14 protein-coding genes are annotated in these 13,579 nt (G+C 68.6%); 5 read left to right on the top strand and 9 right to left on the bottom strand.

Annotated elements, in window-relative coordinates; genetic code table 11:
• The first annotated feature begins 6 nt into the window (after nucleotides 1–6).
• The 3 genes from J1M64_RS12930 (at nucleotide 7) to J1M64_RS12940 (ending at nucleotide 2,629) form a co-directional block, all read left to right on the top strand.
• A complete protein-coding gene (locus tag J1M64_RS12930; protein WP_067714748.1) occupies nucleotides 7–825 on the top strand; it encodes an ABC transporter ATP-binding protein in 819 nt (272 codons plus the stop codon).
• Nucleotides 815–1,930, top strand: a complete 1,116-nt coding sequence (locus tag J1M64_RS12935; protein ID WP_241261508.1) for a glycosyltransferase — start codon at nucleotides 815–817, stop codon at nucleotides 1,928–1,930. Before J1M64_RS12930 ends, J1M64_RS12935 begins: the two co-directional genes overlap by 11 nt.
• A gap of 93 nt (nucleotides 1,931–2,023) precedes the next feature.
• The gene (locus J1M64_RS12940; RefSeq protein WP_206474373.1) at nucleotides 2,024–2,629 is read left to right on the top strand and encodes a maleylpyruvate isomerase family mycothiol-dependent enzyme; all 606 of its coding nucleotides are present in this window, start codon (nucleotides 2,024–2,026) and stop codon (nucleotides 2,627–2,629) included.
• On the opposite strand, the gene J1M64_RS12945 is transcribed toward J1M64_RS12940, so the two are convergent.
• Nucleotides 2,616–2,807, bottom strand: coding sequence for a ferredoxin (locus J1M64_RS12945; protein ID WP_007633389.1), 192 nt, complete (start codon nucleotides 2,805–2,807; stop codon nucleotides 2,616–2,618). The two genes, J1M64_RS12940 and J1M64_RS12945, sit on opposite strands and share 14 nt — an antisense overlap.
• A gap of 149 nt (nucleotides 2,808–2,956) precedes the next feature.
• Between J1M64_RS12945 and J1M64_RS20420 the strand changes: the two genes are divergently transcribed.
• Nucleotides 2,957–3,391, top strand: a complete 435-nt coding sequence (locus tag J1M64_RS20420; protein WP_307872439.1) for a DUF4442 domain-containing protein — start codon at nucleotides 2,957–2,959, stop codon at nucleotides 3,389–3,391.
• 94 nt (nucleotides 3,392–3,485) lie between these two features.
• Nucleotides 3,486–4,685, top strand: a complete 1,200-nt coding sequence (locus tag J1M64_RS12955) for a TerC family protein (protein WP_206474374.1) — start codon at nucleotides 3,486–3,488, stop codon at nucleotides 4,683–4,685.
• Between the two features lie 61 nt (nucleotides 4,686–4,746).
• Here the strand turns inward: J1M64_RS12955 and J1M64_RS12960 are convergent, their stop codons facing one another.
• The 8 genes from J1M64_RS12960 to J1M64_RS12995 all read right to left on the bottom strand — a co-directional run bounded on the left by J1M64_RS12960 (nucleotide 4,747) and on the right by J1M64_RS12995 (nucleotide 13,578).
• A complete protein-coding gene (locus tag J1M64_RS12960; RefSeq protein ID WP_206474375.1) occupies nucleotides 4,747–5,802 on the bottom strand; it encodes a hypothetical protein in 1,056 nt (351 codons plus the stop codon).
• 112 nt (nucleotides 5,803–5,914) lie between these two features.
• The gene (locus J1M64_RS12965) at nucleotides 5,915–6,781 is read right to left on the bottom strand and encodes a potassium channel family protein (RefSeq protein WP_206474376.1); all 867 of its coding nucleotides are present in this window, start codon (nucleotides 6,779–6,781) and stop codon (nucleotides 5,915–5,917) included.
• Nucleotides 6,782–6,909: 128 nt separating this feature from the next.
• Complete coding sequence (locus J1M64_RS12970; protein ID WP_206474377.1) at nucleotides 6,910–8,070, bottom strand: MFS transporter; 1,161 nt, start codon at nucleotides 8,068–8,070, stop codon at nucleotides 6,910–6,912.
• A 166-nt stretch (nucleotides 8,071–8,236) separates the two neighbouring features.
• Nucleotides 8,237–9,655: an amidase gene (locus tag J1M64_RS12975; protein WP_206474378.1), complete on the bottom strand. Its 1,419-nt coding sequence runs from the start codon at nucleotides 9,653–9,655 to the stop codon at nucleotides 8,237–8,239.
• Nucleotides 9,652–11,058 (bottom strand): amidase, encoded by a 1,407-nt coding sequence (locus J1M64_RS12980; protein WP_206474379.1) that lies wholly within the window; start codon nucleotides 11,056–11,058, stop codon nucleotides 9,652–9,654. The genes J1M64_RS12975 and J1M64_RS12980 overlap by 4 nt, the downstream gene beginning before the upstream one ends.
• 5 nt (nucleotides 11,059–11,063) lie before the next feature.
• On the bottom strand, nucleotides 11,064–11,261 hold the full coding sequence (locus J1M64_RS12985; protein ID WP_206474380.1) for a hypothetical protein: 198 nt from the start codon (nucleotides 11,259–11,261) through the stop codon (nucleotides 11,064–11,066).
• 113 nt (nucleotides 11,262–11,374) lie between these two features.
• Complete coding sequence (locus J1M64_RS12990) at nucleotides 11,375–12,781, bottom strand: amidase (RefSeq protein WP_206474381.1); 1,407 nt, start codon at nucleotides 12,779–12,781, stop codon at nucleotides 11,375–11,377.
• On the bottom strand, nucleotides 12,781–13,578 hold the full coding sequence (locus J1M64_RS12995; RefSeq protein WP_206474382.1) for an ATP-binding cassette domain-containing protein: 798 nt from the start codon (nucleotides 13,576–13,578) through the stop codon (nucleotides 12,781–12,783). Before J1M64_RS12995 ends, J1M64_RS12990 begins: the two co-directional genes overlap by 1 nt.
• Nucleotide 13,579: the final 1 nt, after the last annotated feature.

Below are 13,579 nucleotides of genomic sequence, written 5' to 3' on the forward strand. Positions count from 1 at the left end.
TATCCCATGAGCTCCGCTGTCCCCACGCCCGGCGGCGTGTCCATCGACTGCGTGGACGCCTGCGTCGACTTCCCGATCTTCGACGCCAAGTCGCGATCGCTCAAGAAGGCCGTGCTGGGGTCCGCCGGCGGCGCGATCGGCCGTAACGCGTCCAACGTCGTCGTCGTCGAGGCCCTCAAGGACATCACCCTCTCCCTCCGCGAGGGCGACCGCATCGGGCTGGTCGGCCACAACGGGGCCGGCAAGTCCACGCTGCTGCGCCTGCTCTCCGGGATCTACGAGCCCACCCGCGGGGCCGCCCGGATCCGCGGTCGCGTGGCGCCGGTCTTCGACCTGGGCGTCGGCATGGACCCGGAGATCTCGGGCTACGAGAACATCATCATCCGCGGGCTGTTCCTCGGGCAGACGCGCAAGCAGATGAAGGCGAAGGTCGAGGAGATCGCCGACTTCACCGAGCTCGGCGAGTACCTCGACATGCCACTGCGCACCTACTCCACCGGCATGCGCGTCCGCCTGGCGATGGGGGTGGTGACCTCCATCGACCCCGAGATCCTGCTGCTCGACGAGGGCATCGGTGCCGTGGACGCGGAGTTCATGAAGAAGGCGCGGGTCAAGCTCGCCGAGCTGGTCTCCCGCTCCGGCATCCTCGTGTTCGCCTCACACTCCAACGAATTCCTCGCGCAGCTGTGCGACTCGGCCATGTGGGTCGACCACGGCCGGATCCGCCAGCGCGGCAGCATCGAGGAGATCGTCACCGCCTACGAGGGCCCCGAGGCCGGGCGGTCCATCGGCGAGTACATCGGCAGGATGCACCATGAGGACTGAGCGGCAGGGCGCGGGCCGCCCGGGCGGTGCGGGCGACACGCCCGGGTCGGACGCCCCTGCGGTGATGGGCTCGGACCTGCGCGCCCAGAATGGTCCCGACACGCAGCACAACCCCGCCGGAAGCGAGCATTCCGCCAGCGCAACCCAGCGGGGCGGCGACGGGCGGCGCGTCGTGGCCGTGGTGGTCACGCACCGCCGGCTGGAGCAGCTGCGCGCCTCGCTCGAGGTGGTGTGCGGCCAGACCCGCCCGATCGACCACCTGGTGGTGATCGACAATGCCGACGAGCAGGCCGTGCGAGAACTGGTCGAAGCCCAGCCGGTCGAGGCCACGTACATCGGCTCGAAGCACAACCTGGGTGGCGCGGGCGGGTTCGCACTGGGGATGCTCCACGCCCTGGCCACCGGGGCGGGCCTGGTGTGGTGCGCCGACGACGACGGCCGCCCCGAGGGGCCCGAGGTGCTGGCGACCCTGCTGGGCTGCATGGACCGCCACGGGCTGGCCGAGGTGTCGCCGGTGGTGTGCGACCTCGACGACCCCGACCGCCTGGCGTTCCCGCTACGGCGCGGCCTGGTGTGGCGACGACACCGCTCCGAGCTGTTCACCGACGGCGGGACCGGTGGGACGGGCGGCGAGGCGGGCGGGGCCGCGGCACCGGCCGAGGACCTGCTGCCCGGCATCGCGTCGCTGTTCAACGGCGCGCTGTTCACCGCCGACTGCCTGGACCGGGTGGGCGTTCCGGATCTACGGCTGTTCATCCGCGGCGACGAGGTGGAGATGCACCGCCGCCTGGTCCGCTCCGGCCAGCCCTTCGGCACCTGCCTGACCACCGCCTACCTGCACCCGCAGGGCTCGGACGAGTTCAAGCCGATCCTCGGCGGCCGGATGCACACCCAGTTCCCCGACGACCCGGTCAAACGCCACTTCACCTACCGCAACCGCGGATACGTGCTCACCCAGCCCGGCAATCGGCGACTCATCCCCCAGGAGATCCTGCGCTTCGGCTGGTATTTCCTGGTGACGAGGCGCGACCCGGCGGGCCTGCGCGAGTGGCTGCGACTGCAGCGGATGGGTGCGGGCGAGCGGTTCGACAAGCCCGGCGGCTGACCCACGAAATCCGCTACCGCGAATCCGGATCCGCTATGCCGATTGGACTCGCGGATCCGGAGGTGGAGTAGCGGATTTTGGCAGGATGGGTCCATGACCGACTGGATCGCCCTGCAGTCCCGCGCCGCCGACCTCTACGACGAGGTCCTGCCCGCCATCACCGACTGGGACGCCGCCACACCCTGCAGCGACTGGACGGCGCACGAGGTGCTGGCCCACGTGGTCGACGAGCAAGTGTGGGTGCCGGGGTTGCTGGCCGGCGGCACCGTCGACGAGGTGGCCGACGATCTGGAGGACCGCCTGCGTCGGCTCCACGAGGCGACCGGGCCGGAGCTGGTCACCGACTGGCACGCGATCCGCCCGCCGGTGGCGGCGGCGTGGCGGGGGACGCCGGACGACGACGAGGTGCACCTGTCCTACGGGCTGGCGCCCGCGAAGCACTACCTGGCGCAACAGGTGTTCGACCTCGCCGTCCACGCGTGGGATCTCGCCGTCTCCCAGCGGATCGACCTGCGGTGGGGCGACGAGCTCGATCGGGCCGTGCTGGAGTTCGTCCGGGCGGATCTCGCCGACAATCCGGCCCCGGAACTCTTCGATCCCCCGGTGCCCGGTTACGAGGGGCCGGACGTCCCCGCCCGGGACACGGCGCTGGCGCTGACCGGACGCGACCCCGGGGCGTGGCCCGTCAGGCCTCTCTGAGAGCAGCCATCGGGCACTTCGCGACGGCCTTCCGTGCCCGCTTCTCGTGCTCCTCGGGGACCTCGTCGACGATGACGCGCACCACCTCGTCGTCGTCCCCCAGCTCGAACACCGCGGGGGCGAGCCCGACGCACACCGCCTGGCCCTCGCACCGGTCCGGATCCACGATGATCCTCATGACGTGCCTCCTCGTCGTCGGCCACGATCGGTACCGTGGTCGGACACCTGAAGTTAGACAAATCAGTGCCTTTTGTCTAGAGAATTCGCGGTTTCGTCACCGGATCGCAGCCGCCCCGAACTGACCCGCCGGTAAGTTAAGCTCGCCCCGTGCCCAAGACGCTGCTGCACCGATACACCTCGAGCCCCCGGGCGTTCCCGGTCCTGGCCTCGCTCTATCCCTGTTGGGCTCGGGGATCCGTATCCGTCACGTCGCGCCGGACTGGACCCGCGGGGAACTCGACATGCACGTGGCCCCGTGGACGGCCAACACCAACGGCACCGCGTTCGGGGGCGCTGCTGTCCGGGCAGCTCGGCACCGGTTACCAGGTGTGGACCAAATCCGCGACGATCGACTTCCGCACCCCCGGCCGCGGCCGTCTGCGGTGCGTCGTGGAGGTCCCCCGCGTGGAGGCCGACTCCATCCGTGAGCAGCTGACCGCGCGGCCCCGGACGAGCATCGTCCACACGGCCCTGGTCACCGACGCCCGCGGCGGGACGGTCGTGGAGGCCCGGCACACGATGTCGATCCGCCGCAGGGGTTGACGGACAGCGGCCGGAGACACTCGCCGGGGGGCTCCCGCCGCCGGACACGGGTAGGATAATCCGGTCCCAGGCCCTCCCCGGAAAGGAACCCCCGTTGGGAGCCACCCCGCTCGCATGGTCGTTGTCAGTCGGCCTCATCATCGCCCTGCTGTTGTTCGACTACTTCTTCCACGTGCGCAAGGAGCACGTCCCCACCCTCAAGGAGTCGGCCATCTGGTCCGCGCTCTACGTGGGGATCGCCCTGGTCTTCGGCGGCCTGGTGTGGGTGTTCGGCGGCACCGACATGGGCGTGGAGTACTTCGCCGGGTACATCACCGAGAAGGCGCTCTCGGTGGACAACCTGTTCGTGTTCCTGCTGCTGCTCACGAGTTTCAAGGTGCCGCGCGCGGGCCAGCAGAAGGCACTGCTGTTCGGCATCGTCTTCTCGATCATCGCGCGGACCGCGTTCATCTTCGTGGGCGCCGCGCTGCTCAACAAGTTCGCCGTCCTGTTCTACATCTTCGGCCTGTTCCTCATCGTCACCGCCGGACGTCTGCTGGCCGAGGACGACGAGGACGACGACGCCGACAACGTGGTGGTGCGCCTGGCCAAGCGATTCATCCCGGCCACCGACCACTACGACCACGACAAGCTGTTCACCATCGAGAACGGCAAGCGCGTCATGACGCCGATGATGATCGTCATGGTCGCCATCGGCGGCACCGACATCATGTTCGCGCTGGATTCGATCCCCGCGATCTTCGGTCTCACCCAGAACGTCTTCATCGTCTTCACCGCCACCACGTTCTCGCTGCTCGGCCTGCGCCAGCTGTACTTCCTGCTCGACGGCCTGCTCGACCGGCTCGTCTACCTCAAGTACGGGCTGGCCGCGATCCTCGGCTTCATCGGCGTCAAGCTCATCCTCCACGCCCTGCACGAGAACAACCTCCCGTTCATCAACGGTGGCGAGCACGTGGACGTGGTGGAGGTCCCCACGTTCCTCTCGCTGGGCATCATCGTTGGTGTGCTCGTGGTGACGGTCCTCGGCTCCCTGCTCAGCCCGGCCGGCAAGGCGCTCACGGTGCTCGGCAACCTCAAGCGACACTCGCTCGAATACCTCGACAAGGACTTCGTCGACGATCCGGTCGAGCGGGCGAAGCTGTGGGCGAAGATCGTCGAGAACGAGGACAAGCTCAAGGACATCGAGCGCAAGTACTTCGGCAGCGAGGGCGACGTGTGGGAGCTTGAGCAGCTCCTGCGGAGGGTCTGGGACGAGCAGGGCCGCTACGAGAAGGCGACCGACTACACCCGCTGACGCCGGCGGCGGGGCCGGGCCTTGCCGGGGCTTCCTCACCGGGGTTCCTGACCCGGGCTCCTCACCAGGGGCTGCCTGACCACATGCCGTGCGGATCCACCGCGCCGTCCTCGCGCAACGGGGACCGGACCTCCGTCGACGGCCAGCGCGACCTCAGCACTGCCGCCGCGCGGTGACCGACCGCCCGGCCGGCGGGGGGTGTGGTGGAAGAAGCGAACGCGGCCGGCCCGGCGGGCAGATCGGGCACAGCGGCCGGGGCGAGCGAGGCGGCACCGCCCGGGGAGCCGGGGCCGCCCGGGGAGCCGGGGCCGCGGACGACGATCACCGTCCAGCCGGCCCGCCGCAAGTGCTCGCGATAGCGTTCGGCGGGTCTGCCGAACGACGGGGCCCGCCCGCCGGGCGTGAACACCACACACCGGTCGAAGGGATCGGCGAGCGGTAACTCCACCGTGAAGTGGCCCAGCCGGACCGTGTGCCCGTGCCCGAACGTCCCGCACCCCGCCGCCGCCAGCACGAGCCGGGCCCGGGTCGACGCGGCCGATCCCGAGAGCGGATCCGCCGCCCCGGCGACCTCGCGGAAGGCCCTCGCGCCCCGACCGGCGGGATGCCCTGCCGCCCCCGACAGTTGGCCCGGTAGTTCCGGCAGCATCCCGCACAGCCGCTCCACCGCGACGACCGCGTCCTCGAACGTCAGATCTCCCGACAGGTCCCGGCAGGTCCGCAGCGGGGTGGTGACTCGCAGCCCGTCGATCTCCGTGACAGCGGACAGGGGCATCGAACCGTAGCGGTACACCCTGCCGGGACGCGACCTGCGCGTCGACGGCAGCCAGATCTCCGGAGGCGCGCCCGCCGGCGCGGAGTCGTCTCCCCACAGCAGGGCGGCACTGCGCCCGCGCAAGACCCCTTCGGGCCAGTTACGCGCCAACGCGATGCTGCGCAGCCGGAGATCATCCGGCTGGTCCTCCCTCCGGTACATCCCGTGCCAGATCCGACGGTAGCGCGCGCGACCGGCCGGGTCTGGCACGGCGGCCGCGAGTTCGGCCGTGGTCAGCGGGCCGGGCGGCGGGTCGTCGCCGGTGATGATCGGGTCGGTGTGGCCGAGTGCGGAGGTGTCCATGCCCACACTCTGCGGCACGCCACCGCCGGGACTCTGTCGGAAACACCGGCCCCGTGGCCCGCCTGTGGACAGGTCGGGCCTGTGGATTGACGCCACTCGGGCGCGGGGAGCCCTAGGGGTGGTGCTCGCCGAGATACGCGTCAAACACCTGCTCCGGGGGGCCACCGCGGTGCAGGAACTGCTGGTCCAGCGTCACCGCGAGCCGCTCCAGCGCCACTGCGAGCTGGCGGCGACCCAGCTCCACGGCGGCCGGCGACCCCGCCGGGCCGGGTTCGGACAGTCGCACCGCGCCGGCCAGCTGTCGTGGCAGGGACAGGTCCGCGGACCGCTCGCGGAAGTAGAAGCCCTCGGAGTGCTGGAAGAAGTCGATCCGGACCTCCTCGACCCTGTCGGCCACCGCCGTCAACTGGGCACACACCGGCTCCGCCGGCAGGTCCGGGATCCGCCCCGCGAAGTCGACCTCGTCCAGACGCGACAGTTCCTGTGCCAACGCCCGCCGCCGCAACAAGGGCGGATACACCTGGTTGAACCAGGTCAGTGCCCCGGTGAGCAGGGCGAATCCCGTCAACGCCTGGAACGGTGTGATCCACCGGATCCACGAATCGGAGGGGACCATGTCGCCGAACCCGAGGGTGGCCAGCGTGACGAACGAGAAGTACAGGGCCTCGACGAACGCCGGGAGACTGTCCGGATCGATCCCGTCGGAGTAGGTGAAGTCCGCGGGCACGTGCGGGTAGTAGATCACTCCCCAGCCCAGACCCTGGAGCACCACCCACAGCAGGATGACCGTCACCAGGGCCGCCGGACCCACCGCGCTGCCCACCCGGTGGCCCGTCGCCCGGGACACCCGCCACATCCCCGCGAACACCCAGGGACTCAGGTACCCGGTGCCCCCGGGGTGCATCAGCGTGTGGAACACGTCCATCAACACCACCACGATGAGCGCCACGCCCACCACCGTCAACACGACCTCGACCATCAACCCACCCTAAGCGGCGAGGTACGCGGTTTCCCGCCTGCGGGAGCGGCCGGTCGCCACCCGGACGGCCGGGGCCAGCCTGGAAGGCTGGTTTTCGCATCGACATTGATTCCTGGCTCCCTCCCCCGTCAGTGACGAGGACCCGGCCCGAAACGCCAGACCAGCATCGCGAGGGTGGACGACACCGTTACCTCCACAGCTACGGCGGAGATTCCGCCCATCGTGAATGTGAGGGGGCCGACGAAGCCACCGAACCCGCCGATGAAGAAGACGATGAAACTGAACGCTGTGTTGATCTGGGCAGAATGCTCCGGCGACGTGGACAAGGCCTGCACCTGATTACCGGACAACGCGGACTGGTTCGCCCAGGTCGAGAAGAACAGGACCACCCCGAAGAGCACCGGTGCACTGTGGGTGAGATAGATCGCCCCCGACGAGAGCAACAGGACAAGGAGGAAGAAGCCGGTCATCCGGCGCGCTCCGTGCGCGTCGATGAAGCGCCCCGACCAGGGGGTCAGGAATCCCGCGACGAGGCCGACGAGCCCGAACAATCCGGCTTGCGTGACCGTCCACGACAGCGGAGGGCCGGTCAGGTGGAGGACCATCACCGCCCACACCGAGTTGAACGTCGCGAGAACGAGGGACTGGGTGAAGGCGGCTCGGAGCAGGACCGGATTCCCGCGAGCACTCCTGAGCGATGCGGATACCAGAGCGAGGTGGGACAGTGCGCTGCCGACGGGAGGAGCCGCCCGGCGCAGAGCCCACAGCGTCGAGGGGAGGGTCAGGACGACCAGAAGCGCACACGCGGCGATGGTCCCTCGCCAGCCGATCCAGTCCGTGGAGGCACTGGCCAGCGCCCTTCCGCCGAACAAGCCGACGAGAAGGGCGCCGACCAGAACGGAGTTCGTGAACCCTCTCTTCTCGGGCGCACACATTCTGTTCGCAGCCGGGATGATGACCTGCGCCAGGTTTCCCACCAACCCCACCGCGAAGAAGGCCGCGGACGCCGCTGCGACGTTCTGGGAGAGCGCGGTCAGGAGCAGCGCCCCGGTGAGCACGCTCGCCTGAACGATCACCTGGCGGGAGGAGCGGACGCGGGTGCCGAACGGAATGAGGAAGAGGATTCCGACGGCATACCCGAGTAATGCGCTCGCCGCGATCAGGCTCGCCACCTGGTGCGACACCCCGAGATCAGAAGAGATATCCGTCAGCAGAGCCTGTGGTATGTAGACGATGCTGGCGGATACTCCGCAGAACACGGCGAGCGCGAGGAGACGAAGAGGTGTCATTCGCCCAGATGGTTGTGTGGACATGTTCCGATTCGTCTCGTGGATGAAATTGGGAGTAGTTACCATCTCCTACCTCGCGGCACGTCACGAGCGTGCCGCCGTCTCGGGCCCGGCGGCATACGCCCGGCCGACGGGCAACGGAGGGGCGGGCCGAGAAGCGAAGGGGTCACACCGCCACTGTCGTTCGCTCCAACTCCGGGTGCTTCTCGTGGAAGTCGGTCGCCGACTGGAATGTGTGTGCGGCGCTCACCAGCAACTGTTCGGAGAAGTCGCCGCCGCACAGCTGGAACCCGATCGGCGTACCCCTCTCGGTAAATCCGCCGGGGAGCGAGATGGTCGGCGTGCCACTGATATCCAGTGGAGCCGTCGGTACCAGCAGACCTGCGAGCAGTTCGGGCGACGTGCCGAGCGAGGACATCGTGGCGGTCGTCGGCGACGCGAGGCCCGCACCGGGGAGCAGAACCAGATCGATGTCCTGGAATATCCTCTTCATCCGCCCGGTGAACGCCCGCCTCCTCGACAACAGTGCCTGGTACTCGATCGCGCTGAGCCCGAGTCCAGTGTCGATGAGGTGCGCTAGTGCCGGGCCGTAGTCGCTCGCGCGGGACGGATACGTTCCGGCGTGCGCGGCGGCGGTCTCCACCGCGCACATGTGTTCCCAGTCCGCGCTGGCGTTCTCGAAATCGGGGAGCTCGATGGAGTAAACACGCCAACCGAGCGATTCGAGGGTTCTGACCACCCCGGTCAGCATCGTCCGAGTCGGTTCGTCGAACGTCGCGGTCAGGTCCCAGTCGATTCCCACACTCGGCAGCCGGTCCAGCCGCAGGTTCTCGGCGTAGTTCGGCACCGGCACCGACACCGCGGTCGGATCGTGGACATCCTCACCGGCGATCGCCGACAGCACCACGCCTGCGTCCCGGGCGCTGCGAGTCATCGGCCCGATGTGGTCCAGGCTCTCGGCGAGCTCGAAGACCCCGTGCCGGCTCACTCGTCCCCAGGTCGGCTTGATACCCGTCACCCCGTTCTGAGCAGAGGGCAGGCGGATGGACCCACCCGTGTCGGAACCAAGCGAGGCGTAGCAGAGCCCGGCCGCCGTAGCGACTCCCGAACCACTGGAACTCGATCCCACCCATGTGTCGGAGCCCCAGGGGTTCAGCGGGGTGGGGAGCGCCGGATGGTGCTCCGCGTATGCGCCCTCGGTCATGCGCAACTTGCCGGTGATGACCGCGCCGGCCTCCTTCAACCGGCGCACCACGGTCGCATCGAACGGTGGAACGAAGTCTGAACGGATGGTCCCGCCGGCCGCGGTCGGGGCGTCCATCGTGAAGCACAGGTCCTTGACCGCCACCGGGATCCCGTGCAGTGGGCCACGGTAGTTCCCCGCCGCCATCTCGGCGTCGGCCACACGCGCGGCCTCCAGTGCGGAGTCACCGGTGACGGTCGCGTAGCTCTGGAGACGGCCGTCGAAGTCCTCGATGCGCTGGAGGATCCCTTCGGTCACCTCGACAGAACTGACCTGCCGCCCGCGGATGAGCTCCGCGACCTCGGTGAGCTCGAGGAATGCCAGTTCCCCGCCCGCACTCATGACGCCGCCTTCAGTGGTGCCAGGGTGCCGATGTGGTCCGTCGCGTTCTCGTAGACCGACGCCACACGGAGCACGTCACCCTCACGGAACGGCCTTCCGATCACCTGCGCGCCGAGGGGCAGACCACCGTCGGCCGTGTAGCCGACGGGCATCGAGATGGCCGGGAGCCCGGTCAGGTTGCCCGGTGCACAGACCCGGCTGTAGGCCGTGGTCGCCCCCTCGATATCGTCCGCGGCCCACTCGAAGACCGGGTTGTCGGCGCTCGCCGCGGGCCCGGGGACCGTAGGCGCCAGGAGAACGTCGATGTCGGCGTACATGTCACGCCAGCCCTGCTGCATGAGAGTCCGCGTCCGCAGTGCGTTGATGTAGCTCGTGGCCAGCACCCCCTCGCCGACCTCGAGGAGGGTCCGGACTTCGTCGGTGAACAGCTCCGGGGTCGCGCGCAGCGCCTCCTGGTGGTACGCGCCGGCCTCGGCGAGCATGATGGTCCACGCGGTGGACAGCACCTTGTCCGCGAGCGGGATCTCGACCTCGACCAGCTCCGCGCCGAGTCCCTCCAGCACATTCGCGGCGGCCATCGAGGCCTCCCACATCTCGGGTTGCACGCGCTCGTTGTAGAAATTCTTCGGGATCCCGATGCGGGTGCCCTTGACCGATCCGCCGAGGTCGGGAGTCCAGTCCGGCACCGGCTTGTTGACGCTGGCGGGATCGCGCCGGTCGTAGCCGGACATCGCCGCCATGACGAGCGCCGCCTCGCGGACGTTGCGGGTGAGAGGACCGACGTGGTCCAGGGACCAGGAGAGGGAGGCGACTCCCACACGGGGAGCGCGGCCGTAGGTGGGTTTGATTCCGACCGTGCCGCAGACCGAAGCGGGGATGCGGATCGACCCACCGGTGTCGGAACCGAGAGCAACCGTCACGCCACCGGACGCGATGGTGGCCCCCGAGCCCCCGCTCGACCCACCGGGGACCGTCGAGGTGTCCCACGGGTTGCGGGTCGTCGGTGTCGTCGCACCGAAGGCGAACTCGTGGGTCTGGGTCTTGCCGACGACCACCATGCCGGCCGCGGTCAGCTTCTGCACACTGACGCTGTCCGCGTCGGGCACATACCCCGCGCGGACCTCCGAGCTCGAGGTGGTGAGGATCCCCTCGGTGTCATAGAGGTCCTTCACGCCGAGCGGAATCCCGTGCAGCGGGCCCTTGTAGTTTCCCGCGGCGATCTCCTTCTCCGCCCGCCTGGCCTGGGTGAGCGCCAACTCCTCGGTCATCGTGACGTAGGCGTGGATGTCTGGTTCGACCTCGCCGATCCGTTTGAGCGAGGATTCCGTCAGTTCGACTGGCGACAACTCCTTGGCCGCGATCATGGCTGAGGCCTCGGTGAAGCTGAGTTCGTACGGTTCCATGGTCGTTACTCCCACTCTGCGTTGAAGGCGGTCGCCGGCGCGGTCTCACCGAGAGGCTGGGACGGCTCGGCGTTCGCGATCTCCAACAACGGCGTGTAGTCGGCGAATTTGGCGGACAGACGTTCGTCGGTGACTTTGCTGTCGGCGTAGTCGAACAGCGCTCTGACTGCATCTCTGGTGAACACCCTGGGTGACGTTGACATGGGATTCCTCCTTGTAGACGGATGGTGGAGAACTGACCGGAGCCTCCGCGGGCGCCCGGTGGGCAGCGGGGTCGAGTCGACGGACCGGTGGGGAGACGCCCCGGTGCCGGTGGCTAGTGCGCGGTGAGCGGCGGGACGAGCCGACCCCAACCGGTTCGTTTCTCGTAGGAGCGACCGATGGAGAGCGCCAGGGCGTCGTGACCGGGAGCGGTCATGATGTGCATGCTCACCGGCATGCCGTTGGAGTTGAGACCGCAGGGCACCGCGAGCCCCGGCGCCCCGATGAGGTTGGCCTGGACGGTGAAGGCGTTGAGGCCGGACAGGGTGGACATCTCCTGTCCGCCGAGGACCATCGACGTCGCCTCAAGTGGTGGCGGTTCGGTGCCAATGGTGGGCGTGATGACAGCGTCGATCCCGTCGAACATCGCGGCGGTCGCGCTCTTGAGTGCCGACTGGAAGGCGAGGGCCTCCAGGAGGTCCACTGCACTCAGGCCCAGGCCCAGGTCGAGTGCCTCGGCCACATCCGGAGCGAATCTGTCGCGACGCTCGGCGAATCGCTCCCGGTGGTACAGCGCAGCTTCGGCCGCGGCGATAGTGACGACGGCATCGCTGCACTCCTCGGGAGACGGGAAGCTGACGGGAACGAGTTCCGCACCAGCCGTCTCGAGTTCACGAGCCGCCGCGTGGACTGCGTTCGCGATGTCGGAGTCGGATGCCTCGAAGAAGAAGTTCTCGGGAATGCCGAGCTTCACTCCGTCGACGCCCCGGTCGAGCGAGGCCACGGCGGCGGGAGGTGAGAACGGCCTGCTCCCGGGGTCCTCGGGGTCGAAGCCGGCGAGCGCGTCGACGATCGCGGCCGCGAGGGATACGTTCACCGTCAGAGGGCCGGCGTGGTCGAGGGCGGGACTGCAGGGGGTGATGCCCGCCCGGCTGATGAGTCCGTAGCTCGGCTTGAACCCGACCACGCCGCACACCGCTGCCGGCATACGGATCGACCCGCCCGTGTCGGTCCCCATCGCGGCCGGGACCACACCCGCCGACACGGCCGCACCGGATCCGCCGCTGGAACCCGCGGGCACCAGGTTGAGATTCCACGGATTTCGCGTGGGTGGCGACATGGCACCGAAGGCGTACTCGTGGGTCACCGTCTTACCGACGATGACCGCCCCCGCCTCGCGGAGCTTTCGTACCACCGTGCAATCGGCAGACGCCGACGTCGTGTCGGCTGCCCGCGAGCCACTGAGCGTGGCGTGACCGGCGACGTCGTAGAGGTCCTTGACCGCGAGGGGGACACCCGCGAGCGGGCCGGTGATGCCGCTGGACTTCACCGCGTCCGCCTCAGCGCGCGCGTCGGAGCCGAAGAACTCCACGAACGCCTTGATCCTCGGTTCTACCTCCGCGTACCTGGCGACGACGTCGGCTACCGAGCCCGCGCCCTCACCCTCGGTGAGCGTGCCGTCGTGTGTGGTCCGTCGGTCATCGGAGGCGTGTCCGGCCGGGTGTTCGGGAGTGAGTGTCATCAGGCCGCCTTCGGTTCGAGAACTGCGTCGAGGAGCTTCTTGGTGACCTCGCTCTGGGGGTTGTGCAACAACTGGTCGACAGGCCCCTGCTCGGCGAACCTCCCGTTGTAGAGCACGCCGGCGGAGGCACACATGTGCTCGACCAGTGCGAGGTGGTGGGTGATGAGCAGCATCGTCAGGTCGCGCTCCTCCTGGATGTCCTTGAGGAGGTTGAGCACCTGCGCCTGCACGGAGACGTCGAGAGCCGCAGTCGGTTCGTCCAGGACGAGGAACTCCGGATCCGTGGTGAGGGCTCGGGCGATGCCGAGTCGCTGCCGTTGCCCACCCGAGAACTCGTGGATGTACCGGTCGTAGTGGCTCTCGTCGAGGCCCACCTTCTCGAGGAGCTCGAGGACCCGACGAGTCGCCTCTTTCGCGTCGCAGAGTTTAAAGCGGCGGAGCGGGGCGCCGACCTGCGGACCGACCGGGAGTCGAGGGTTGAACGCGGAACCGGAGTCCTGGAACACGACCTGGACCTTCTGGCGCATCTTGCGCATGCGTTCACCGGTGAGGTTGGTGGTCTCGTGTCCGTCCACCACGATATGACCGGAGGTGACGTGCTCGAGCCCGAGGATCATCCGTCCCGTGGTGGTCTTCCCGGATCCGGATTCGCCGATCAATCCCCACGTTTCCCCCTTGCGGATCGAGAACGAGATGTCGTCGACCGCCACGACATCGGCGCTCTTGTTACGGAATCCTCCGGAGACCGAGAAGACCTTGCGGAGGTCGATCACTTCGAGGAACTTGTCGCTTGGCATG

Origin of the sequence: Dietzia sp. KRD202, from assembly GCF_017168155.1 — a bacterium.
Taxonomy (GTDB): Bacteria; Actinomycetota; Actinomycetes; order Mycobacteriales; family Mycobacteriaceae; genus Dietzia; species Dietzia kunjamensis.

Bases quoted from the DNA above. Each gene is read 5' to 3' on its own strand.
- J1M64_RS12930 (WP_067714748.1), top strand. From the start codon at position 7: ATGAGCTCCGCTGTCCCCACGCCCGGCGGCGTGTCCATCGACTGCGTG.
- J1M64_RS12935 (WP_241261508.1), top strand. From the start codon at position 815: ATGAGGACTGAGCGGCAGGGCGCGGGCCGCCCGGGCGGTGCGGGCGAC.
- J1M64_RS12940 (WP_206474373.1), top strand. From the start codon at position 2,024: ATGACCGACTGGATCGCCCTGCAGTCCCGCGCCGCCGACCTCTACGAC.
- J1M64_RS12945 (WP_007633389.1), bottom strand. From the start codon at position 2,807: ATGAGGATCATCGTGGATCCGGACCGGTGCGAGGGCCAGGCGGTGTGC.
- J1M64_RS12960 (WP_206474375.1), bottom strand. From the start codon at position 5,802: ATGGACACCTCCGCACTCGGCCACACCGACCCGATCATCACCGGCGAC.
- J1M64_RS12965 (WP_206474376.1), bottom strand. From the start codon at position 6,781: ATGGTCGAGGTCGTGTTGACGGTGGTGGGCGTGGCGCTCATCGTGGTG.
- J1M64_RS12970 (WP_206474377.1), bottom strand. From the start codon at position 8,070: ATGACACCTCTTCGTCTCCTCGCGCTCGCCGTGTTCTGCGGAGTATCC.
- J1M64_RS12975 (WP_206474378.1), bottom strand. From the start codon at position 9,655: ATGAGTGCGGGCGGGGAACTGGCATTCCTCGAGCTCACCGAGGTCGCG.
- J1M64_RS12980 (WP_206474379.1), bottom strand. From the start codon at position 11,058: ATGGAACCGTACGAACTCAGCTTCACCGAGGCCTCAGCCATGATCGCG.
- J1M64_RS12985 (WP_206474380.1), bottom strand. From the start codon at position 11,261: ATGTCAACGTCACCCAGGGTGTTCACCAGAGATGCAGTCAGAGCGCTG.
- J1M64_RS12990 (WP_206474381.1), bottom strand. From the start codon at position 12,781: ATGACACTCACTCCCGAACACCCGGCCGGACACGCCTCCGATGACCGA.
- J1M64_RS12995 (WP_206474382.1), bottom strand. From the start codon at position 13,578: ATGCCAAGCGACAAGTTCCTCGAAGTGATCGACCTCCGCAAGGTCTTC.